The sequence below is a fragment of the Bordetella tumulicola genome (assembly GCF_965138755.1).
GTDB classification, from domain to species: Bacteria; Pseudomonadota; Gammaproteobacteria; order Burkholderiales; family Burkholderiaceae_B; genus Bordetella_A; species Bordetella_A tumulicola.
Map to the genome: position 1 here is coordinate 165,528 of NZ_CBCSFP010000012.1, position 23,030 is coordinate 188,557.

Sequence of the window (23,030 nt, forward strand, 5' to 3'; positions counted from 1 at the left end):
CCATTTAGCTTAGTTGCGTGATTCTAGAGCAGATGGGTGCAGAGCGAAAATGATTGCCATTCGCTCCCGAGCCTCTGCGCGACCATCACAATGTACTGCGTCTGGATCAAGACGAACCAATCGTACTTTGTTTGAAGCGTATTTCGTTAACTTCGAGAGATGACATGGGATGTTGGTATGTCGTCTATTAGGTGGTGCCCAAAGTTGGCGCGCCACCTATCTCTTGTAATATGGTGGAAGAGGATTGAAGCGGCCGTTCATTTCACGAAAGACGTTGCGGTTGTCTGGAGATTTCGGATAACTCAATCAGTAAGATCGAAGAGCCAGTAGTTGCTACAGTCAACGTTGCATAGAGGACCTCGCAGATCGCTTTGCATCACTCAGATATATAACGCCGTTCACCATCGAACCGCAGTTGGAGTCGATATGCAGTCCCGGTGTTTGTGGGGTCGCGTTGTCCTCAATCAAACATTTCGAAGAGGAATGGCTAATCTTCGACCTTGATTTTGTACACCATCAGTTGGTATATCGGGCGGTGCAACTGGGACAGTACGCCCTGACTACGTCTGCGCAGCCACGGACGATACTGCATAAAAAAATGAGTGGGTATGGAGTGCTGTACGTGTTACTTCCGCCGAATTCACTGAGCAGAATAATATTTGAGTACTGCGGAAATGCAGGCGGGATTTCCGCTTATCGTTAAGTTGCTTGTGTACTTCTCGGTGCTTCTGCTTAAGTCCACGGATATTCGAGATAGGAATGTTTAATGATACAGCCCCGGCCCGGGCAAGGCGATCAGCTTTACTTTCGGAATGTGTTTTGGCGCGCTTTTCGATGAGGTGAATGTTGCCTGAGATCACTTCAAGCGCATTGTTAAATTACCGGCTGGATAATTTCAGCGTAGCAATCTCCTCGATTAATGATCATACTTCGACTTTGAATGCAGGACGGTAGTCATAGTTAATGACTGGCAATAGGTTGAGTTTGCTCATGCGATATCTCGAATCTGATCTTACGGCCGCCAGTTTATGGGTCAAAGGCGACGGGCCTTCGTCCGCGCAAATTTAATGACATGAATTTATTACCGTGGCTCAGTAATAGATCAATTCTATATGTAGGCATTACCTCGAGCGTCAGCGCGGCTGATAGGCTGTAATCGGCCTAGCATTTTTATCCAAACGTTTGCTGTGCAAGTCTGATAATTCGTAAGCACCCGGTAAACACACCTTGCCGCCAGACCGACACCAATAGATAGTGTCCGCCTAATTTAGGCGGACGCGATGACAAGAGTGGAATTGGAGATTAAGCTCACCCGACGGTCCTACTCAAAACAGTTCAAGAGAGAGGTAGTGGCGGAGTGCCAACAAGGTCAGTCGGTTTCAAGCGTGGCGCTCAAGCACAACATGATTGCCAACATCGCGTGCATAAATGGCTTCGTTTGGCGAAGTCCGGACAATTAGTCCCGCCGGCGCCATCATTCATTCCAATTCCGACAATTCGGGCCGCCGCTACGCCAGCGACTGACTCCGACATTCGTATCGAGATCGTCCACGGCGACACGAGGGTGAGCGTGTACTGGCCCACGCAAGAGGCTGCGAGATGTGCGGCCTCGCTTTCCGAGTGGTTGCGGTGATCCGCATCGACGTGATTTGGTTGGCGACGGAGCCGCTAGACATGCGTGCGGGAACGGAGACAGCGTTGAGCCGGGTGGTGAAGGTCTTTGGCCGTGCACGACCTCACCATGCCTATGTATTTGCTAATCGGCGAGCCAATCGGATCAAGGTGCTGATCCATGACGGTATTGGTGTGTGGTTAGCGGCAAGGCGCCGGAATAAAGGTCGCTTCGAATGGGCCAATAGCCTGGCTACTCCGGGCCTGTCTATCAGTTCAGAACAACTGAATGCACTGGTTTTGGGCTTACCTTGGCGGCACGTCGGAGATGAAGGAATCATCACGGTGCTGTAGAACTCCCGCACACCTGGTGCCAATTGGGAAATGCGCCAATTGAGGACGTCGTAGGGGTCTGGCACCCTGCGCGACATGAATACGACTGTTCCGGATCTGGCCCAACTCGACGCGCAAGCTCTGCGCGAGTTTGCGGCCGACTTGATGGCACAGTTGAGCGAGAGAGATCGGGAGTTGAAATACCACCAGACCCGCATCGATCAATTGACGCACGAAATGGCGATGCTCAAACGCTACCAATTCGGTAAGCGCAGCGAGCAGCTCGACGGCACGCAGTCCAGTCTGTTGGGAGAAATGATCGATGCCGATATGGCCGAGAAGCTGGACTACATGCCTGGCGTGTTCACGGTAGAACGCCATGTTCGGGGCAAGTGGGTCTGCGCGACGTGCGAGACATTGGTGCAGGCGCCCGTGCCCGCCCAGGTGATCGACAAAGGGATCTCGACCTCGGGCTTGTTGCCGCGGGTATTGATGGCCAAATACGCAGACTACCGTAAGCGTCCGGCTAACACACCTTGAGGCAGGTCGGAGGTCGTAAGACCATACGTGTCCACTAAAAAATGATGGACACGTATGCACTATGGAGCAGCCCGAACAGCCGACTCGTCGACGCCGACGCACACATAGCCCAGAATTCAAGGCTGAGCTAATAGCTAGCCGCCAGCAGCCCGGTGTATCGGTGACCGCAATTGCCATGGACCACGGCATTAATCCCAATCTGTTGCGTCGATGGATGATCGAACATGAGCGGCTGGGCCGGCATGAGCTTGCAGAAACGTCACTGACTCAGTGTGATGTCGCCGCTCAATTTATTCCGCTACGGCTACCGAAGTCTGAGGCAACGCCAGTCGCTGCTCCGCAGCAGCAGGAGATTCTGATCGATTTGCAGCGCGGCAATCTGAGCGCATCGATACGTTGGCCGATGGCCCAGTCGGATCGGTGTGCCGCCTGGCTACGCGAAGTCATGCGATGATCCGCATCGACCAGATCTGACTGGCGGTCGAGCCGATGGATATGCGAGCCGGTACCGAGACGACACTGGCCCGGGTGGTCAAGGTATTCGGTGCTGCACATCCACACCATGCTTATCTGTTTGCAAACCGCCGTGCTAATCGCATGAAGGTGTCGGTGCACGATGGCATTGGCGTCTGGCTGGCGGCCAGACGCTTAAATCAAGGCCGTTTTACGTGGCCACACCTGACAAGCCCAGACATGGAATTGACCAAGGAACAGTTACGGGCCTTGGTCATTGGACTGTCCTGGCACCGGATCGGGGCAGGCGGGATCATCGATATTCTGTGAGCGGCATCACGCAATCGGGGCATGCTCCAATAACGTGACAGAGGCAGGCGTGGCACACTCATGGCCATGATCACGCCTGCCGCTACCGACCTCGCGAACCTGGACGCTGACGCCTTGCGTCAGTTGCTGCAGGACAGTTGGGCTGAGCGTCAGGCGCTTGAGGATAAGATCCTCTTCAAGGACACCAAGATCGCGCAGTTGACGCACGAGATCACTGCGTTGCGCCGTTACCAGTTTGGTAAGAAGGGAGAACAACTCTCTGGCGTGCAAGGTAGCTTGCTGGAGGAAGCGGTCTGCGCGGATATCGCCGCGATCGAAGTCGAGTTGGAGCAATTGACCGAGACGACGTCCTCCAAGCCGAAACAGCAACCGAAACGTAAACCGTTGCCCGAGAGCTTGCCGCGTATCGAGTTCCGTCATGAACCGCAGAATACGGCCTGCCGATGTGGCTGCCAATTACAGCGCATAGGCGAGGACATCAGTGAGAAGCTGGACTATGTCCCTGGTGTGGCCAGTGTCGAACGCCATATCCGACGTAAATGGGTGTGTCGTAACTGCGAGACGCTCATCCAAGCACCGGTTCCGGCCCACGTCATTGACAAGGGCTTAGCGACCACGGGCTTGCTGGCCTATGTGCTGGTTGCTAAATACCTGGATCATCTGCCGCTGTACCGGCTGGAACAGATCTTCGATCGTGCCGGGATATCCCTATCGAGATCAACCCTGGCCCAATGGGTGGGCGTGTGTGGTGTGCAACTGCAGCCGTTGGTTGATGCCTTGCGCCAAGCGATTCTGGCGCATCGCGTCGTCCATGCCGACGAGACGCCCGTGCAGGTGCTCAAGCCCGGCAGCAAAAGTACGCACCGAGCCTATCTCTGGGTCTATGCGCCAGGGGCGTTCGAGGACCTGAAGGCGGTGGTGTATGACTTTACAGAAGGTCGCGCTGGTGAACACGCGCGTACCTTCCTGGGCGACTGGCACGATAGCCTCGTCTGTGACGACTACAGCGGATACAAGGCGTGTTTTACACAAGGCATGACCGAGATCGGTTGTATGGCGCATGCGAGACGAAAATTCTTCGACCTGCATGCCTCGAGCAAGAGTCCGCTAGCTGAGCAGGCGCTGCAATACATTGGTCAACCGTATGAGGTTGAACGCCAAGTCGAAGATCTCGACCCCGATGATCGAAGACAAATCCGCTTGGAAAAAGCGAAGCCTCTGGTTGACGCACTACGCGCCTGGATGCAGGCACAACGCACGCGTGTGCCTGACGGGTCGGCCACGGCCAAAGCCTTCGATTACAGCCTCAAACGCTGGGTCGCGCTCACGCGCTATCTAGATGATGGGCAGTTGCCGATCGATAACAACCACATAGAGCAGCGAATCAGGCCGATTGCCCTCGGACGGGCGAACTGGTTGTTCGCCGGCTCATTGCGCGCCGGAAAACGAGCGGCTCCCGTCATGACGCTGGTGCAATCGGCCAAACTCAACGGCCACGATCCGTACGCCTATCTGAAGGACGTGCTCACGCGTCTGCCTACGCAGCCGGCCAGCCGGATCGATCAATTATTGCCGCATAACTGGCAACCGCAAACACCATAAACAGCAACGCCCGCTTATGCGGGCGTGTCAATATGGGATGGCCGGACGCTTACAGACCACCTTCCCCTGCATCGCCAGGAAAGCATCTTTGCGCGCGCAGGCTTGGCGCTGCCGCGTTCGAGGTTAGGCGAATGGGCGGGTGTATGCGGTGTTCGATTGCAGCCATTGGTCGACGCGCTACGCGATGAGTTGCTCGAGCACAACGTACTGCATGCTGATGAGACGCCCGTGCAGATGCTGGATCCGGGAAAGAAGAAAACACATCGGGCCTATCTGTGGGCCTACTGTCCGACAAGTTATGAAGCCATCAGGGGTGTGGTGTACGACTTCGCGCCCAGCCGAGCCGGCGAACATGCTCGCGCGTTCCTAGCTGACTGGAAAGGGAAGCGGGTCTGTGACGATTATGCTGGCTACAAAGCGAGCTTCAGCACCGGTGTGGCCGAGATCAGTTGCATGGCATATGCACGTCGCAAACTCTATGAACTGCTCGCCAATAATCAAAGCCAGCCGGCCGAGCGCGCTGACGTGCATCGGTTCACTTTACGACGTCGAGCGCGAAACGGCGACATTTAGCGCTGACGAACGACATCGTGTCCGTCAGATCAAATCCAACCCTGTTATCAAGACCTTGCACAAGCGGATGTTGGCGTGTGTGCCCGAAGGATCTGCGATCGCTCGCGCGTTGGACTACAGCCTAAAGCGATGGGTGGCACTGACGCGCTACCTGGACGACGGGGCTGTACCTATAGGCAACAACTGGGTCGAAAACCAAATCCGACCGTAGGCGATTGGCCGCTCGAACTGGTTGTTCGTGGGCTCGTTGCGAGCGAGATCGGCGAGCTCTTGCCGCAGAGCTGATGTCTGCGGTCTAGCTGCCCCCAACGTTGTTACGTCTACACGATTTGACCGGCCGCTTACCTATTTCTAGCATATTACGGTAAATTTCCATAGTGTCGAGCCAGAATTGGCGATGAAAATCGCAACTGATCCAGAAAAGCTTAGGTACAGGGAGCTGAGTTCGGTGATCCGCCTTGCTTTTTGCAGGGAACTCCAATCGAGAGTGAGGATGAGGCAGCTACCGTTGAAAACATTAAGGTAGGACAGAAGGTTCACGCTTCTATTGGTTGGCGAGAAGGTCGATAGATTGGCAATCACCATACCTGGATAAACAATATTCCATTTGGAAAGCGTGGTAGGTATGATCCCGTGCAAATTAAACGGAATGCCGTTAGTGACGACGTTACGCAATAAGGACATCAAGGTATCTCCCTGGCATCGTCTCTATATCGATGACGTATTGGTTCGCGCAAATGATCTGGCCAATAACTTAATCGTTGTTGCCGACAACACTCTAGGACGTAGTTCCTATTATCACATCGTATTGAATTAGTTTGATGTAATTTTAACGTATGGTATTTTTTCGAGTTATATGTCGATGGCCGTAATTGGGATTTTTCCAAATGTGAATATTACCATGTTACGCTCTAAGGACATGCAACGACGCCGCGCCAAGCGGACAGGGTTTATCATTGTCCGACTTGGCGATGCTCGTTTTTCAACTTTAAAATCGCTTGAAATTTCGAGCTGCTCAACTCGAAGTGACCTTGCCCATCCCGCAGATCATGTGATTCAGATGATACTTTTAGGATAGTAATCGTAGTGTAATCCTTTGTAGGTTCAAATAATAAACCCCAGCTGACTACCACATTCGGAAAGTCAAATCTTAGAGTCTGGATTTTTTGAGTTCTTAACTCTCTCTTACAGGGGGCGTATCACGATGTGAGGTATGCACTTAGATAGAAATTCTCAATGATCGCATTTTGACGCCCAAAAATGTTCTGACTTATATCCTCGAATATAGATAAAAAATCGCTTACGGATGGCAACAAATTTATATTTGGCACTGATGGTGGCATTGATGATGGAGTGTCACCACATTATAAGATTGAGCTACACCTTACAGTGACTAATATAATGCTTAGAGAGGCAACGAAGGCATAGTTAACAAGAATGCTTGCATTTTAAATTTCCCATCTCTTTGAACTTAAATATTTAATAAATTCAAAAAATGCTACCGAAAGAAAATCAAATTGAAATTATTGCTTCGTCTGAAATTTCGCATCCTAAGTTTGGAAAAAAACCATGGACTATTAACCGCAGTAATGATTTTATATTTCATACTGAAGCAGAAGATCCGATGCCTGAAGTGGTTATTCGGTTTTCTGAGAATGCGATCTCGACAGAGGGTGTGATTTATTTATATAACCGGTACGGTACTGTCGAAATGGCAGAGCGCCTGCGCGGTGTGCAATTTGCCGTTTCTGGCGACGGTGTGTTCTGGGAAAAAATAGATGTAGATATTGGTGATGATAATATTTATAACGGCGCTCCGATTGAAGTTGGAATGATAGGAAAAAATTACTTAAAAATTTTCCGACATAAATCAGGGCCACCTATCCATTTGTCGCAAATAACGATTGGTATTGCATTGCATGAAAAACGGGAGTTTGATGCTGATCTGACACGCAAATTAGCAAATGAATACCAGTTGCCAGTCGATCCAAATGGGCACATAATTGAGAATAGAAAGCGTAAGCACTATATTAGTATTCGAAGTTCAATTTATGACGCAAAAAGTATAGTTGGAATTTCGGACATCTCTGCTTTAGAGATTGTGCATCTAGGTCGTTTTTCTAATGCTTTAATACAACTTTGCAATGCCTTAAATATTGCAAAGAAGTTAGGGGTAAAAAAGATTTATTTGCCACAAGGAGCCAGGGCTGAACAAATGTTTGCTACTGGATTCCCGGTAATATGCCAGGATGCAGGAGTGGAGATATGTATTCCTGCTCATGGGGCGGAACGTATTGCAGAAACTATTCTTACAGGACATTTTTTTTACTCAGAAAAACATAAATATTTGATGAGTTCAAGGTTAAATAATATTGATGCTGCGAAGTTATTTAAGCATGGACTGGGATTTGATTATGGCCCAAGTGATGTTATCAAAGAAGATGAACTCGTAATTCACGTAAGGTCGGGAGATATTTTTAATAAAAATAAAACACCACATCGTGCATATGGGCAGCCACCATTTTCTTATTATAAAAAAATAATAGATCTGGTGAAACCTAGAGTTGTTCATATTGTATTTGAGGACGAAGGGAATCCAGTTATAGGTGCGCTCAAAATATTCCTGTTTGAAAAGCGCATTCCTATGGTTTTGCAAAATAGTTCATTGCGTGAAGATATACAAAAAATCCTAAAGGCAAGGTCCTTGGTGGCTGGACGAGGGACTTTCATTGCAGGAATAGTTTCGCTCAGCGAAAATATAAAAACAGTATATTCTTTTCAGAATGATATTAAGGTTCCGAAGGGTGCGAACAATATTATTTTAGACGATGTGGTAGGAGAGTTTGTTGAAAATATTCTGAGGGATAATTGGAGTAACTCTGAAGAGCAAAGAAAGCTGATGCTTGAATATCCTGTCTCGGCACTAGCAATACGCCAAAAAAAAACGCTGCCTGAGCTGGACGGGGAGAGTTTTTTAAAAAAAAAAATTAGATATATTTATCAACGATTGACGGATTATTTAGTGTGAAGAAAGTGCTTGTCACTCGCATCACCAGCCACGGTTGTTCTTACCTTGTCGAGTTCCTGCTTACTCACGGGTGCAAAGTGCACTGACAACGGCTCAGCCGCAGCCTGCTTGATAGGCCTATTCTGATTAGCAAACATTGTTATCACCTGCTCCTATGCTCAGATATGAGCGCATACGGCGCGTCGATGAAACATAAGCGGCGGCGGCCTCGTTTGGATACGCCCGCATAAAGCGGGTTTTGTTGGCTCGTGTGTAAGGCTCTGATGAATACCGTGCTTGCAAGCGTTACCCAATACCGGTGTATCCGGTTCTCTCAAATTTCCGTCCACAAATAATTTATGGATAGAAATTTGAGGTTTCGAGCATTAGCGTGTAAGCGTCCTGCTCTACGATCTAGTGCATGAGCTCAAGGTGGTCTAGCGAACGTATACGGGAAAACCCCGGGCCGTTATCCTAACCGCCCGTTGAATCCAAATGATACATTTGGAATATAAATTTACGTGACGAGGCGGAGATGGCAACTTTATCGGCAACTTATGTATATGAAACCACATACGACATGTGGGACACCGGGGATATCTACGTTTATTTCGGTGCCACTCCCCTTGTCGACCCGACTACGACTCTGACAGAAACGAGTGAGGCGACTCCCGAGTTCGACCCCAATCCAGGCGATGACCTAATGTGGGGGGAAACTGCTGTGAAGTACGTTGGGTATCATTGGGCTGACGCGCTTTTTCAAGACCCTGCGACCGGTAAATATTACGTACTCTCCAGCGAGCAATACGGTGATGCAGAAACCTTTGTTGTATGGGAAAAGCAGTACACCGATGACCCGCTGCCGCCCGGGTGTTTTGTCAAAGGCTCGTTGATCGAAACCTCCAAGGGCGCCTCGCCGATTGAGAATCTGCGACCAGGCGATAAAGTGAAATGCTTATCGGGCTGGCGTGAAGTGAAATGGCTTGGTTGGCGCACCTTTGGCGCTGCTGCATTTCGTACTGACAAGTATCGCGCTGCGCACTGCCCCGTTACGATCAAAGCGCATGCCGTAGACGAGAATGTGCCGACACATGACATTCGAGTCTCCCCATGGCACCATCTATTCGTTAGTGGCCTGCTCATACGTGCGATGGACTTGCTTAATGGCAGCAGTATCGTCCAAGACCTGACAGTCCGAGAGATATCCTACTTTCACGTGGAACTCGATCAATTCGATGTCATGACCGCGCATGGCATCTACTCGGAATCTTGGGCTGACGGCGGGAATCGTGACTTTTTTCAGAACGTTGACGTGCCGACGCTGTGCCCGGAAGACCAGATGCGTCGGCGCGCCTCCCGCCCCGGCTTTGATCACTTGGTAATACGAGGTGGTAAAAAATTAGCAGCAATCCGCGCTCGCATTGCTAAGCGTGCTGACAACTTTTTTTCAAAAAAAAGTCCATCTGAAAAAGTAGCCTAATCGTGAGGGTGCTCAGCGTGATCCAATTGTTCTGGCGTATCTCCGAAACCTAGCATCTGCTTCTTGCTCAAGCGTTTCGATCCACACAGCCTAGCGCCCGTCTCGGATCAGCAAGCCGTTGGTGGGATCTCTGACCGGCAATGCTCCTAGCTAACCTAAGATCAAGCTCGTGGATGGATAACCGTCTTCTGATCATCTTGGGACGATCGCCAGCAAACGCCGGCCAGCGTCTAGATACACATCGTCTCAGAAGAAGAAAAGGCGACCATTACCTAATTATTTACAACTGCTAGCTGTATGCCTTGCTTGGGAGACTCTAGGTAACGTCATAAACATTCGGAGTTTCGGCTTTAGCCCAGCCGCAAGTGCGGTCACGAACACTACCCCGTTCACCCAAGCAATCACGCACGCCAAAGGCCAGCCTATCATCATTGAGTCCGATGAGGACTACGAGATGAATCAGCTTTCGATCCAAGATTTAACGAACGACGTAAATCTCCATTTCAAGGGCCCCGGCTATGTCAAGAAGTTGATTGGCAACGGCAGTGTTTCAGCGCCTATGCGCATACGTACGGGATTTAGAGCGTGACGGCCATCATCGACACAACAACGTCCATTAACAATGTGGTCGAGGAAGTGACGCGTCTGACTGTGGCGGACACTGGCGGGTATTCTGCAGGAGACACAATCAACCGGCCCGCCGGCTCGATGAACTGCTGCCGCATAACTGGCAGCCGTATAGACAACGACGCCCGCTTACGCGGGCGTGTCAATATGGGATGGCCGGACGCTTACCGCGGGACTGCAGTAAGTCGGTACCATTTGGGGTTTCGCAAGCCGTAGAGGGGTGAATTGAGCCGCGCGACATCGCGCTGTGGGGGTGAATCACTTGCCAGTTCATGATGCCCGAGCCGCTCATGTTCAATCGTCCAACAGCGCAACAAATTGGGATTGATGCCGTGGTCCAGGGCAATCGCCGTTAGCGACACGCCGGGCTGTGGGCAACTGGCGACTAACTCTGCCTTGAACTCAGCGCTATGCGTACGCCGACGTCGGCGCCCAGACTGCTCTAGTGAATCCATAGTATGTACGTGCCCACTAACTTAATGGACACGTATAGTCTTACGGACTGCGGGCTATCTCAAGGTGGGTTCGCCAGACGCTTACGGCTATCTGGTGCAGACGCATGATCCACCTCCGAGCAACTTGATTATCTGGAGAGGCATGGGTCGGCTTAGCGATTTGCTATTGGGCGCGGAGCTCGTCAAGAATTGTGGGTAATTGCAAGCTGCGGAACACACATTGAGGTAGTTGGCAACCGGTAAAAACAGGGAAACCCCAATCTCCAGTTGAACCTGCGTGGTCATTGGTGGCGTCACTATGGTACCTGTGCGACATCGCCTTCAAAATTAAGGACTGTTGCTCCAGCGAGGGTCGACCATCACGGTACAGCTTGAGCCACGGTCTAACTTTGGTTGTGGCGTATAGACCAGGCTCCAGTGCTAAATGTGTGACCGACATTCCGGACTTCAGTGAGACTTGAACGACCTCACGCTTGAACGCAATGGGATGATCATGGAATTTACGCCGCCTGTCGGTCCCATCAATTTTATGTCCACAAAATCGTTTTATGGGCAGAAAGTTGTGGGTACCCGGAGGAACAAGTTCTCCGGCGATCCACGGGAAGCGCTAGATGCTATGGGCCGGATGCTTACTTACAAGGTGTAATTTGGCCGCGTATGCATCTGGCAAGTTCTAACCGCTCAAAGCCACGCTGTACGACTTCCACGAGGGCCGTGTTGATGAGTTTTCTTACCAGATTCTGAGAGGATTGCAACGTAAATTGGCCGTCGACGGATTACTCTGGCTATAAAGCATCATTCCCTCAGGGAATAACTGAAATTGGGTGTATGGCGCAACATCAAGAGATCAAGTTGACGTATAAAGTGCGAAGTGTACTCCATCGTGTAACCATAATGTGGTAAGTTTGCGCTGCAGTATAGACAAGCTGTCTATCGTGTCCTCATCGAGGAAATTTTGGAGCATATATGTCTAAAAGAGCGTTATTAACGGGAGTGACTGGTCAGGACGGCTCCTACCTAGCCGAGTTCTTGCTTGATAAGGGATATGAAGTGCATGGCATCAAGCGCCGCGCTTCCTCTTTTAATACACAAAGAGTCGATCATATTTTCCAAGATCCTCATGAAAAAAATCCCAGATTTTTTTTACACTATGGAGATCTCAGCGACTCATCAAATCTGACGCGCATAATCGGTGACGTTAAACCTGATGAAATATATAACCTCGGTGCCCAATCTCATGTTGCGGTAAGTTTTGAGGCACCTGAATATACGGCCGATGTTGATGCTATGGGCACGCTACGTATATTAGAGGCCATACGGCTGCTAGGTTTTGAAAAAAACACTCGTTTCTATCAAGCGTCAACATCAGAATTGTACGGTTTAGTGCAAGAAATTCCCCAAAAAGAAACCACTCCATTTTATCCTCGATCACCATATGCCGTAGCAAAATTATATGCTTATTGGATTACGGTGAATTACCGTGAGGCATATGGTATGTATGCATGCAATGGTATTCTTTTTAATCACGAGTCCCCTAGACGTGGTGAAACGTTCGTTACAAGAAAAATAACACGTGGATTGGCAAATATAGGCCAAGGGATCGAGCATTGTTTGTACATGGGAAACTTAGGGGCATTACGGGATTGGGGGCATGCAAGAGATTATGTGCGTATGCAATGGTTGATGTTGCAGCAAGATACGCCTGATGACTATGTAATTGCGACTGGCGTGCAACACTCGGTACGTGATTTTATTCAATGGTCAGCAGAGGAGTTAGGTCTGCAATTGAGGTTTGAGGGTGACGGCGTAGACGAGATAGGCGTGGTGGAGTCTATTACTGGTGATTCAGCGCCTGCGTTGAAAGTTGGTGACGTTGTTGTGCGTGTGGACAAGCGGTATTTTCGCCCTGCGGAGGTTGAGACCCTGCTAGGTGATCCAAGCAAGGCCAAAAACCAACTAGGCTGGACTCCAGAAATATCGGTTCGAGATATGTGTAAAGAAATGGTGATGAACGATCTCGAGCAAGCAAAACAACACGCATTACTTAAGAAACATGGTTTTGATGTGCATATTGGTGTTGAGCGCTAATACGAACAGGCTTGGAAAATGAAAATATTGCTAACGGGCAGTACTGGCATGGTTGGGCGTAATCTGCTTGAACATCCACATGCTGTCAAATTTCAATGGTTGACCCCGTCTCATGCGGAACTTGATTTATCCGTCTTTTCATCGGTGTCTGATTACATTGGAGTGGAGCGACCCGATGCGATCGTGCATGCTGCCGGTAAGGTCGGTGGAATTCATGCAAATATGCGTGAGCCTGTACGCTTTCTTATAGATAACCTAGATATGGGGCGTAATGTATTGCTCGCCGCGGCGCAACATTCCATACCTCGTCTAATCAATTTGGCGAGTTCTTGTATCTATCCACGGAATCGCCAAGATGCTCTTCGCGAAGAGGATATTCTGACAGGAGAGTTAGAGCCCACAAACGAGGGCTATGCTCTAGCAAAGATTGCCGTTGCGCGACTTGCTGAGTATATTTCTCGAGAACGCCCTGAACTTTGTTATCGTTCCCTTATCCCTTGCAATTTGTATGGAAGGTACGACAATTTTGATCCTATCAGATCACATCTAATCCCCGCAATCATACATAAAACGCATCAGGCTAAGGTACAGGGAATAGACGAGATAGAAATATGGGGAGATGGTTTAGCCCGACGCGAGTTTCTATACGCGCAAGATCTCGCAGGTGCAGTGTTAGCCGCAGTCGAGAATGCCGATAGTCTACCGAATATGCTGAATATTGGCCTGGGTGTAGATTATACGATCAATGAATACTATCAGGCAGCTGCTGAAGTCATTGGCTTTACCGGTTCTTTTAGGCATGATCTCACTAAACCAGTTGGCATGAGCAAGAAACTCACAAGTATTGAAAAGGCAAAAAATTGGGGCTGGCTTCCTACCACTACACTTAAAACAGGATTGGAAGCCACATACGAATTCTATATTAAGGAGATCGGAAAAAATGGATAATCGTTACCCTCTGGCGACTACCACTTGGGATGATGCTGAATATGCTGCAATTCAGCGGGTCGTTAAATCTGGCATGTTTACTATGGGCAAGGAGGTCCAAGAGTTTGAGCAGCGGTTTGCTAACTTCGTGGGAAGTAGATATGCGGTGATGGTCAATTCAGGATCATCTGCCAATTTGTTGATGATTGCAGCAATGTTCTTCAAGAAGGACTCGCCTTTAAAACGAGGCGATGAGGTGATTGTTCCCGCAGTATCTTGGAGCACAACTTATTACCCGCTTCAGCAATATGGTTTGAAAGTAAAATTCGTGGACGTTGATAAGGCCACTCTGAATTTTAACTTGACCGATTTACGTGAGGCGGTTAACGAGAACACGCGAGCTATTCTTGCAGTAAACCTATTGGGTAATCCAAATGATTTTTCGGCTATTAAGGAAATTATAGGTGACCGAAATATCGTTCTGCTCGAAGATAATTGTGAATCGCTAGGCGCGACTTTTGGCGGCAAACAAGCCGGCACGTTTGGATTGATGGGTACATTTAGTAGTTTCTTTAGCCATCACATTGCGACAATGGAGGGCGGAGTACTGGTCACTGATGATGACGAGCTATACCATATCTCGCTATGTCTTCGCGCCCATGGATGGACTCGAAATTTGCCGAAGAATAATTTGGTATGCGGAACGAAGAGCGACAATGCTTTCGAAGAGTCATTCCGTTTTGTACTGCCGGGATATAACTTTCGCCCGCTTGAGATGAGCGGTGCTATTGGGATAGAGCAATTACAAAAATTGCCGAACATTATTACCGGCCGTAGAAAGAATGCTGAAAAATTTCAGGTACTTTTTAAAAATCACCCATGGCTCGATATACAGGAAGAGGTAGGCGAAAGCAGTTGGTTTGGTTTCGCACTAGTTATAAAGCCTGACGCAACTATTAATCGTTTAGAGCTAATGCAAAAATTGGGGAATGCGCACATAGATGTTCGCCCTATCGTAGCTGGCAACTTCGCTAAAAATGAAGTTCTACGGTGGTTTGACTATACAACGGTGGGAAATCTTGAGGCAGCTAGCTATATAGATGAGAAAGGTTTTTTTATCGGTAATCATCACTACGATGTATCCAAAGAGCTCGAGTACGTGAGAAGTTTATGCGACTGAGTTGAGAAATAAGTATGCTAGGGGTGTGATGTGTATTTAAGTGACGACCATTTTCAGCACGTGATTTCTTCTGCACCCCTTATATCTATCGACCTAATCGTTGAACAAAATGGCGAGAAGATTTTGTTGGGTAAACGAATTAATCGTCCTGCCAAAGGATATTGGTTTGTGCCTGGTGGTCGGGTTCAAAAAAATGAACGATTAGATGACGCTTTTTTTAGGATTACTAGAGCGGAATTGGGTATTTCTTACGAGCGTGGCAACGCCACTTTCTTAGGAGTATTCGAACATTTTTATTCCGACAGCATGTTTAGTGATTTCGTTGACACTCATTATTTGGCGCTTGCATATCGTTTTTCGATGGATGCAATTCGAGAGTTGCCATTGACTCAACACGAACATTTTTCGTGGTGGTCTATAGTAGATATATGCGAGTCTGATTCCGTTCACCCTAATACTCAAACGTATGGTCGTTTCCTTCTATAGTCCAATGGTCACTCTAAATATCAATGAGGACTTATAATATGCTCTGCCCAGTAATTATTGCGGGAGGAGCTGGCACAAGACTCTGGCCGGCTTCTAGGCAACAGTATCCTAAGCAGTTTTTGAACCTGGAGGGTTCATCAACAATGCTTCAGGCTACGCTAGGGCGATTGAAGGGCTTGAGTACCATAAGGCCGACTGTCATTTGCAATGAACAGCATCGTTTTTTGGTTGCAGAGCAACTGCGAGTCCTCGGTATTTCAAATCCGCATATTCTTCTGGAGCCAGAGGGGCGCAATACCGCTCCTGCTATCGCTCTCGCGGCTTTAGAAGCTAGGATGAACGGCGATGATCCACTGCTCTTGGTGCTAGCTGCTGACCATTTGATCCGGGATATTGGTGCATTTCATGCTGCCATAAACACCGCTATTCCCATCGCTGAAGCCGGAAGATTGGTCACATTTGGAATTGTTCCTGAACGAGCTGAAACTGGATATGGCTACATACAGCGCGGTGAGGAGTTGGAATGTGGTGGATTTGGAATTTCTCGTTTTTTTGAGAAACCGAGTAAAGAGATTGCCGAAGAGTATTTAGAGAGTGGGGACTATTTTTGGAATAGCGGAATGTTCATGTTCAGAGCAGGCCGTTATCTCGAGGAGTTGGAGAAATATTGTCCTGAGGTACTACAGGCCTGCCAGGCCGCGCTTTCCACCCCTAGTTTAGATTCTGATTTTATCCGAATTACTGAAACTGATTTTTTGGCGAGCCCGAATATTTCTATCGATTATGCAGTTATGGAGCACACTACTAATGGTGCCGTTGTCCCATTGTCGGCAGGTTGGAGCGATATCGGCTCGTGGCAAACTCTATGGCAAGTCAGTGAGAAAGATAGCAATGATAATGTCCTAATGGGAGATGTAATCGCACTGAAATCCAAGAATAATTTGATTCGAGCAGAAGATCGCTTGGTGTCAGTATTGGGTGTAGATGGCTTAGTGGTAGTTGAAACTAAAGATGCTGTTTTAGTAACAACTTTGGAGCATGCACAGAATATAAAAGAAGTAGTAGCTGAAATAAAAAATAAAAATCGTTCTGAACATCTGCTTCATCGTGAAGTATACAGACCGTGGGGATCATACGACTCTATTAGCAATGGAGATCGATACCAAGTTAAAAAAATTACTGTAAAACCGGGCGCGAAACTTTCCGTTCAAATGCATCACCACCGCGCCGAACATTGGGTGGTTGTAAGTGGCACAGCAAAGGTAACAAAAGGGGAGAATACGTATTTGGTCAGCGAAAATCAGTCGACATATATTTCGATTGGCGAAGTGCATGCATTGGAGAACCCGGGCAAGATTCCGTTGCATCTTATCGAAATTCAATCTGGTACGTATTTGGCTGAAGACGATATCGTTCGATTCGAAGATAAATATGGGCGTGTGTAGATACTTTATCCAAATTTAATTGGAATTTTTATGTGCGTCATATATAGATCATCAACCCAGCAACATTGATTATAGCTATAGATGACATTTTGATTACAAGACAAAGAAAAAAGCTCGCTTGTTTGCGAGCCTTATGATGTTTTTAGCACCTACCAAAAAAATGGGAACATCACGATCAAGGACTACGAGAATTCTACTTCTATACCGTATTTTTCTGCCGAAAACGTTGAGTTAGTGCATACCAGCGAGATGTGGCTGTTGATTTTTTTTCAGGCTGGCTCAATGTAGCTTCAATCAGTTCTCTTAGTTTTTCATGTTCCGCGAGAACTGCTTGGCTTAATTGTTTTGCAATGAAACATTCCTCTTCATTGCGGTCATGACTAAGAAAGTACTTTTTATGCTTGACGCGTGCTTTCTTCGTAGCGCTACCTCGACGGCTTTTCCCGACGAAAAATTCCTCGAGCGATTTGGTCGCGTAATGATTGATGCGCGCGCCGCTCCAGACGATCTCGCTACTTAACCCCTTGCCATGTTTAGGATGTGGCGTGATATCGGCACCCGTGGCGTCCACGTATCGTCCTTCGGACAAATACACGAAATGGGGATTGGCAAATTTCACCCCCCGTTCGGGGCGTAGCATCGTCTTGATGTGGAAATTGACTCCAAAACTTTGCTTTGCCCGCTTGGTAAAGCGTTCAATGACTAGCCCATCCTCGGCAAACAGTGCACCGCCGGATCCAAAGTTTGCCCAGTTCAACCCCACGGCACTAACATCCGGGCTGACAAACAGTTGATCGATCAACGGGAGTAGGGATGTGCTGCCATCCATCGGTAGCAAATATTCATCTGCATCAATGAACGCTAGGACATCGCATTTCCCGCATGCATACGCTAGCAGCGCTGCGTACGCGGGCATTTGGGCATTGCCGGCCTCGGGGGTCGGAAAGCGCATCCGATGCACGATGCCATGTTCGGCGAGCGCTTCCAGTATTTCACTCGTGCCGTCGCTACTATCGTTATCGGCAATAAAGAAACTCTGTACGCCGATAACGCGGTGAAAGGCAATCCATTCCAGCAAAGAGTCGGCCTCGTTTTTAACGATGGCCGCGATACTTAATTTCAAGGACACTCGCAATCTTTTTTATTGTTGGACAGCAAACGAGTATAGCTCGATCAGATATCTTGCTGGACCGACGGAGGGGCGAAGCGTTGTAACCAATGCTGAGTCGAGACGTCATGAGATGCCGCCGATACAGCCTTGCCTTCGGCCATATTTTGCCAATCTTTGCGTATTTGCGACGTGAGTGTTTTACCTAGCTCTACGCCCCATTGGTCAAACGGATTAATGCCCCAGATCAATGCCTGGACGAAGACTTTATGCTCATACAAGGCAATCAAGGAACCCAGGGTATAGGGGCTGAGGCGGGGCAATACAATCAGGTTGGACGGGCGGCCACCTTCGTAGACTTTGTGCTTGGCCAGCCATTCCGCGTATTCACGGTCGCTGGTTTTGCCGATCTCGCTCAGGACTTCGTCGTACGATTTGCCGCGCAGCAAGGCCTCGCGTTGCGCCAGGCAATTGGCGACCAATTGCTGATGGTGATCAGGCCAGCGGTGATCGGCCTGCTGGCAGACGATGAAGTCGACCGCGGCGCCGTCGCCCTGGTGCAGCCATTGGAAAAAGGTGTGCTGGGCATCGGTACCGGGCATGCCCCAGACGGCGGGGCCGGTGGGTACGCCGACCGGTTCGCCGGCCAGGGTGACGGACTTGCCCAGGGATTCCATTTCCAGCTGCTGCAGGTAGGGCACCAAGTGGAACAGTCGTGAATCGTAGACCGAGACATTCAGCGAGCTGAACCCGAGTACGCTGCGGTTGGCGACACCGGCCAGGGCCAGCTGTACCGGGGCGTTGCGATGAATAGGCGCTGTACGGAAATGCTCGTCCATCGAGTGGGCGCCGGCCAGCATGCCGGCCATGACGTCGGTGCCGACGGTTAGCGCCGTGGATACGCAGACTGACGACCAAAACGAGAACCGACCGCCGACCCAGTCCCAAAACGGAAAGATCTGGTCTTTGGGGACGCCGAATTTACGCGCGATCGCGGGGCGGGCGGTGACGGCGACGAGCTGGCGTTCCGGGTACTTGACCCCGGCGGCGCGCAGCCATTCCAGGGCGCGCTGGGCATTTTCCAGGGTTTCCGCGGTGGTGAATGATTTCGACGCGATTACCACGACGGTTTCGTGGGGATTTAGCCCGGACAGGCCGCCCTCGATGGCGTGGCCGTCGATGTTGGCGACAAAGCGAATGTCGCGCCAGGTGCCGGTATAGCCGAACGCGGCCACTGTCAGACGCAAGCCCCAGTCGCTGCCGCCGATACCGATATGCAGCACGTGGCGCCAGCGGCGCTCGCTATCAGCGCGTTGCACGAATTGCAGCAGCCGGGTGCGCTCGTGGGCGACCTCGGGGGTGGGCGACGGCTCGCGCAGCATGGTGTGCCAGGCGGCGCGGTCTTCGGTGTGATTGACGATGCCACCCTCTAGCAGGTCGCGGCGCATTTGCTTGAAATTGCGCACACGCAGCAGGGCGTGTGAGGCCTCGGTAAAGGCGTCTGAATGCGGTTGGGCACTCAGGTCGATGCTCATGCCCGCCGCCTCGATGACGCGCAGCGTGCCGCCTTTGCGGTCTGCGGTTTCGGCCGCGTCCTTAAACTGCTGCCATTCGGGTAGCGCGGACAGGGCGGGTACGTCGTTCACAGGTACTGCGGCCGGGCGTGTGGCTGAGTCTTTCATTGTGTGCGCAATCGGGGCGGGTAATTAATAAGTTGAACTGATTAACGCGGATGTCGCGTTAAAGCCGGCGTAGCCATGGGCTACATAGCACTTGGAACCATACGCTCTTTCTCTGGGAGTAATGTAACGGGTCTTTATCGTTTTGTGATCACGATATTCACGGTGCCGCTTGATATATAGCAATAATGCGCAAACTTCACAGAGAGAATAGCCGACGGAATATTGCGATGCAACATATAAGCTAATTGCGCTGGTACGGTTGGTAACAGATGCGCGCCCAACTGCCGGATGAGCAGGGCGTTGTGCTGCCCGAGGCACCAGGGTGGCTGGTACAATCATCGGCTTTTGGTGTCGACGTTTTGGCCTCGTCTAGCGGATACGAATGATAGCTGATTCCCAGCGCAGAATATTATTTTTGCAGGGCCCTCCGTCGACGTTTTGGCGCCAGCTCTGTGATCAGTTCGAGGCAGCGGGCGCCACGACGCGCCGCATCAATTTTTCGATGGGCGATTGGGTTTATTGGCGCAAACCCGGCGCCGATAATTATCGCGGTCGCTTCAGTAAATGGGGCGCGTATTTACGGAAATATCTGGTTGAACATCAGATTACCGATATTTTGTATTACGCGGATCGTTTGCCATACCACGCCGTCGCGCGTGAGTTGGGCGCCGCCCTGGGGATACGTACCTACGCGGTCGAATTTGGTTATTTACGTCCGGATTGGCTGACGCTGGAGCGCGGAGCGATGGGTGCGTTGTCGCATTTTCCCAGCGACCCAGAGGTGATTCGGCAGATTGCGCGCCAGGTGCGTACCTTTTCGCAGCCCAAAGAGCATTTTACGCACCGGTTTGCACAGGAAGCCACGAACGAGGTGGTTTATAACCTGCTGACGTCGTTGGTGCCGTATGGGTATCCGCTGTATCGCGCGGATAAATATTATCACCCGATTATTGATTATTTAAGCTGGCTGCCCAGTGCGTTGCGCAAGATGTTTACGGAACGCGCACGCACGATTGCGGCGACACGTCTCCGTACGGAACGCAAGCGTTATTGGATGCTGGCGCTGCAGATCCAGGCGGATTATCAGCTGCGGGTGAATTCCAGCTATCGGCGTCAGGCCGATATGATCGCCGAGGTGATCGCGTCGTTTGCGCAGCATGCGCATCCGGATGGGCATTTGATCGTAAAGTTGCATCCCCTGGACAATGGCGTCGAGTGCTGGGAAAGGCGGGTCAAGCGTCTGGCCAAGCAGCACGGTGTTGAAAAACGTGTGCTGGCGGTGAGTAATTGCGATCTGAAGCGCACGATACGGCGTAGTCGCGGGGTGATCACGATTAACTCGACGGTCGGTCTGCATAGTTTGCGGGCGGGCACCCCGGTCAAGGTCTTGGGCATGGCGGTGTATGACATCGTCGGCCTGACGCATCAAGGGTCGTTGGATACGTTTTGGGTCAAGCCTCAGCGCGTCGATAAAACCCTGCGTAACGCGTTGGTCAGTGCGTTGGCGGCGACGATCCAGGTGCACGGATCGTTTTATCACCCAGAGGGGCGAGAGTATGCCTGCCGCGAGATTGTGCGACGGGTGATGAATGATCAGGTGAACGAGCCGGGCGGATTTGTGGATCCGCCCCCGCGTCTGGCACAGGCGCTGGAGCGCAATGTGCCGATTTTCAAGTCGCTGGAGGGCAGTGGGGTGACGCCGGGCGGTCAATGACCCGGCGGGTGATCCGGCGGACTATTTTGGGCCGGGCATGAGCTCGTTCAGGCTCTTTACGGCGTGGCTGAGCTGCTCTTCGGTGTGCAGGCACGAGATGAAGAACCGCAGGCGGGCCGATTGTTCGGCCACGGCGGGGTACAGAATCGGCTGCACGTTGATGCCGCGTTCGAATAGCGCCGCCGAGAGGCGTGCCGCCTTGAGTGAGCTGGCGGTAATGGCCGGTACCACGGCCAGGCCGGTGCTGGTGCCCGTATCGATGCCGGCGGCCTGGGCCGTCTCTAGAAAATAGCGACCGCGGGCCTGCAGGGTGGCGACACGCTCGGGCAGCTCTTGCATGCGGCGCAGGGCGGCCAGCGAGGCGGCGGCGACGCTGGGGGGCATGCCGACGCTATACAGAAAGCCGGGGGCCAGGAATTTCAGGTGTTCGATCAGGGCGGTCTCGCCGGCGATGTACCCACCGCAACCCGCGAGGGTTTTGCTGAGGGTGCCCATCCAGATGTCGACGTCTTTGCCCGACAAACCGAAGTGCTCGCGGATGCCATAGCCGCGTTTGCCCATGACGCCTAGCGAGTGGGCTTCGTCGACCATCAGAAAGGCTTTGTGGCGGCGCTTGATCTCGATAAAGCGTGGCAGGTCGGGATAGTCACCGTCCATGCTGTAGATGCCCTCCAGCACGATGAGCACGCGTTCGAACTGGTGGCGTTGTTCGTTCAGGATGGCGTCTAGCGCGGCACTGTCGTTGTGCGGAAACGGCAGGCGTCGCGCGCCGGATAGCTGGGCGCCTTGCAGGATGCTGTTGTGGATGAACTCGTCGTGCAGGATCAGGTCGCGCGGGCCAAACAGATAACCAATGGTGGAGACGTTCGTCGCGTGGCCGCTGACGAAGCTGATGGCGTCGTCGGTCTCGTACAGGTCGGCCAGCGCGCGTTCCAGTTCGCGATGGATGGGGCGCTCGCCCGAGACTAGACGGCTGGCGGACACCGAGGTGCCGTAGCGTTCCATGGCCTGCCGGGCGGCGGCCTGTACGACGGGGTCGCCGGACATGCCCAGGTAGTTGTAGCTGGCGTAGTTGGCGTAGAGCTTGCCGCCGATGCGCGTGTCTGCCCCGGCGGTGCCTTCGTGCATTTTGAAGAACGGGCTGCGCACGCCCATGCGGGCGGCGCCTTCGTTCATGATCTGCAGTTGCCGATAGCCGGGGTGCTGGTCAAACCGGTAAAACGCCTCTGGAATGGCGCTTTTACGCGTGGACGACTGGAACATCGTGCGTGACGAGGGTTCCTGGCCGGCTTGGCGCAATTTGCGCTCCAGGGCCTGTTGGATCAGCTTGTCTTTGATGCTGGCCGACAGGCCCGGTAGACCTTTTTTGGTAATGCTCACAGCGTCCCG

17 protein-coding genes and 2 pseudogenes are annotated in these 23,030 nt (G+C 51.0%); 15 read left to right on the top strand and 4 right to left on the bottom strand.

The features are described from left to right. Positions 1-1,280 precede the first annotated feature (1,280 nt). From ACNAZS_RS22880 to ACNAZS_RS22920, 9 genes and pseudogenes are all read left to right on the top strand, one after another. Positions 1,281-1,460 carry a transposase gene (locus tag ACNAZS_RS22880; protein ID WP_415792827.1) on the top strand — a complete coding sequence of 60 codons (180 nt, stop codon included), beginning with the start codon at positions 1,281-1,283 and terminating at the stop codon, positions 1,458-1,460. Between the two features lie 169 nt (positions 1,461-1,629). Next, complete coding sequence (gene tnpB, locus ACNAZS_RS22885; protein WP_415792828.1) at positions 1,630-1,965, top strand: IS66 family insertion sequence element accessory protein TnpB; 336 nt, start codon at positions 1,630-1,632, stop codon at positions 1,963-1,965. A 75-nt stretch (positions 1,966-2,040) separates the two neighbouring features. Continuing rightward, positions 2,041-2,457: pseudogene (locus ACNAZS_RS22890) on the top strand (transposase domain-containing protein); the annotation flags it as partial. Between the two features lie 88 nt (positions 2,458-2,545). Then, the gene (locus ACNAZS_RS22895; protein WP_415792829.1) at positions 2,546-2,938 is read left to right on the top strand and encodes a transposase; all 393 of its coding nucleotides are present in this window, start codon (positions 2,546-2,548) and stop codon (positions 2,936-2,938) included. Positions 2,939-2,958: 20 nt separating this feature from the next. Beyond that, on the top strand, positions 2,959-3,267 hold the full coding sequence (gene tnpB / locus ACNAZS_RS22900; protein ID WP_415792853.1) for an IS66 family insertion sequence element accessory protein TnpB: 309 nt from the start codon (positions 2,959-2,961) through the stop codon (positions 3,265-3,267). A gap of 66 nt (positions 3,268-3,333) precedes the next feature. Continuing rightward, entirely contained in the window at positions 3,334-4,869 is a 1,536-nt protein-coding gene (tnpC, locus tag ACNAZS_RS22905; RefSeq protein ID WP_415792854.1) for an IS66 family transposase, read from the top strand. 54 nt (positions 4,870-4,923) lie between these two features. After that, positions 4,924-5,650, top strand: a pseudogene (gene tnpC / locus ACNAZS_RS22910) (IS66 family transposase); the annotation flags it as partial. A gap of 1,287 nt (positions 5,651-6,937) precedes the next feature. After that, a complete protein-coding gene (locus tag ACNAZS_RS22915) occupies positions 6,938-8,470 on the top strand; it encodes a DUF2442 domain-containing protein (RefSeq protein ID WP_415792830.1) in 1,533 nt (510 codons plus the stop codon). A gap of 514 nt (positions 8,471-8,984) precedes the next feature. Continuing rightward, on the top strand, positions 8,985-9,929 hold the full coding sequence (locus tag ACNAZS_RS22920; protein WP_415792831.1) for a Hint domain-containing protein: 945 nt from the start codon (positions 8,985-8,987) through the stop codon (positions 9,927-9,929). Between the two features lie 791 nt (positions 9,930-10,720). Here ACNAZS_RS22920 and ACNAZS_RS22925 read toward each other — a convergent pair. Then, positions 10,721-11,011, bottom strand: coding sequence for a transposase (locus tag ACNAZS_RS22925; protein ID WP_415792832.1), 291 nt, complete (start codon positions 11,009-11,011; stop codon positions 10,721-10,723). Between the two features lie 966 nt (positions 11,012-11,977). On the opposite strand from ACNAZS_RS22925, the gene gmd reads away from it, so the two are divergent. Genes gmd through ACNAZS_RS22950 form a run of 5 tightly spaced genes read left to right on the top strand, consistent with a single transcriptional unit; the run spans position 11,978 to position 17,137 of the window. Further along, a complete protein-coding gene (gene gmd, locus ACNAZS_RS22930; RefSeq protein WP_415792834.1) occupies positions 11,978-13,099 on the top strand; it encodes a GDP-mannose 4,6-dehydratase in 1,122 nt (373 codons plus the stop codon). An 18-nt stretch (positions 13,100-13,117) separates the two neighbouring features. Then, on the top strand, positions 13,118-14,047 hold the full coding sequence (locus tag ACNAZS_RS22935) for a GDP-L-fucose synthase family protein (protein ID WP_415792835.1): 930 nt from the start codon (positions 13,118-13,120) through the stop codon (positions 14,045-14,047). Beyond that, a complete protein-coding gene (locus ACNAZS_RS22940) occupies positions 14,040-15,206 on the top strand; it encodes a DegT/DnrJ/EryC1/StrS family aminotransferase (RefSeq protein WP_415792836.1) in 1,167 nt (388 codons plus the stop codon). The genes ACNAZS_RS22935 and ACNAZS_RS22940 overlap by 8 nt, the downstream gene beginning before the upstream one ends. Before the next feature lie 30 nt (positions 15,207-15,236). Then, the gene (locus tag ACNAZS_RS22945) at positions 15,237-15,692 is read left to right on the top strand and encodes a GDP-mannose mannosyl hydrolase (protein ID WP_415792838.1); all 456 of its coding nucleotides are present in this window, start codon (positions 15,237-15,239) and stop codon (positions 15,690-15,692) included. A 38-nt stretch (positions 15,693-15,730) separates the two neighbouring features. Continuing rightward, complete coding sequence (locus ACNAZS_RS22950; RefSeq protein WP_415792839.1) at positions 15,731-17,137, top strand: mannose-1-phosphate guanylyltransferase/mannose-6-phosphate isomerase; 1,407 nt, start codon at positions 15,731-15,733, stop codon at positions 17,135-17,137. 199 nt (positions 17,138-17,336) lie between these two features. Here the strand turns inward: ACNAZS_RS22950 and ACNAZS_RS22955 are convergent, their stop codons facing one another. Then, the gene (locus ACNAZS_RS22955; protein ID WP_415792840.1) at positions 17,337-18,260 is read right to left on the bottom strand and encodes a glycosyltransferase family 2 protein; all 924 of its coding nucleotides are present in this window, start codon (positions 18,258-18,260) and stop codon (positions 17,337-17,339) included. Between the two features lie 50 nt (positions 18,261-18,310). Continuing rightward, positions 18,311-19,927, bottom strand: a complete 1,617-nt coding sequence (gene pgi, locus ACNAZS_RS22960) for a glucose-6-phosphate isomerase (RefSeq protein ID WP_415792841.1) — start codon at positions 19,925-19,927, stop codon at positions 18,311-18,313. 415 nt (positions 19,928-20,342) lie between these two features. On the opposite strand from pgi, the gene ACNAZS_RS22965 reads away from it, so the two are divergent. After that, positions 20,343-21,641: a capsule biosynthesis protein gene (locus tag ACNAZS_RS22965; protein ID WP_415792842.1), complete on the top strand. Its 1,299-nt coding sequence runs from the start codon at positions 20,343-20,345 to the stop codon at positions 21,639-21,641. 21 nt (positions 21,642-21,662) lie between these two features. Here the strand turns inward: ACNAZS_RS22965 and ACNAZS_RS22970 are convergent, their stop codons facing one another. Further along, a complete protein-coding gene (locus tag ACNAZS_RS22970) occupies positions 21,663-23,015 on the bottom strand; it encodes an aminotransferase class I/II-fold pyridoxal phosphate-dependent enzyme (RefSeq protein ID WP_415792855.1) in 1,353 nt (450 codons plus the stop codon). Positions 23,016-23,030 lie beyond the last annotated feature (15 nt).

What these genes read in the sequence shown, in the direction of transcription:
- ACNAZS_RS22880 (WP_415792827.1), top strand. Translation starts at nt 1,281, where the DNA reads ATGACAAGAGTGGAATTGGAGATTAAGCTCACCCGACGGTCCTACTCA.
- ACNAZS_RS22915 (WP_415792830.1), top strand. Translation starts at nt 6,938, where the DNA reads ATGCTACCGAAAGAAAATCAAATTGAAATTATTGCTTCGTCTGAAATT.
- ACNAZS_RS22950 (WP_415792839.1), top strand. Translation starts at nt 15,731, where the DNA reads ATGCTCTGCCCAGTAATTATTGCGGGAGGAGCTGGCACAAGACTCTGG.
- ACNAZS_RS22935 (WP_415792835.1), top strand. Translation starts at nt 13,118, where the DNA reads ATGAAAATATTGCTAACGGGCAGTACTGGCATGGTTGGGCGTAATCTG.
- ACNAZS_RS22940 (WP_415792836.1), top strand. Translation starts at nt 14,040, where the DNA reads ATGGATAATCGTTACCCTCTGGCGACTACCACTTGGGATGATGCTGAA.
- ACNAZS_RS22895 (WP_415792829.1), top strand. Translation starts at nt 2,546, where the DNA reads ATGGAGCAGCCCGAACAGCCGACTCGTCGACGCCGACGCACACATAGC.
- ACNAZS_RS22925 (WP_415792832.1), bottom strand. Translation starts at nt 11,011, where the DNA reads ATGGATTCACTAGAGCAGTCTGGGCGCCGACGTCGGCGTACGCATAGC.
- gmd (WP_415792834.1), top strand. Translation starts at nt 11,978, where the DNA reads ATGTCTAAAAGAGCGTTATTAACGGGAGTGACTGGTCAGGACGGCTCC.
- tnpC (WP_415792854.1), top strand. Translation starts at nt 3,334, where the DNA reads ATGATCACGCCTGCCGCTACCGACCTCGCGAACCTGGACGCTGACGCC.
- ACNAZS_RS22920 (WP_415792831.1), top strand. Translation starts at nt 8,985, where the DNA reads ATGGCAACTTTATCGGCAACTTATGTATATGAAACCACATACGACATG.
- pgi (WP_415792841.1), bottom strand. Translation starts at nt 19,927, where the DNA reads ATGAAAGACTCAGCCACACGCCCGGCCGCAGTACCTGTGAACGACGTA.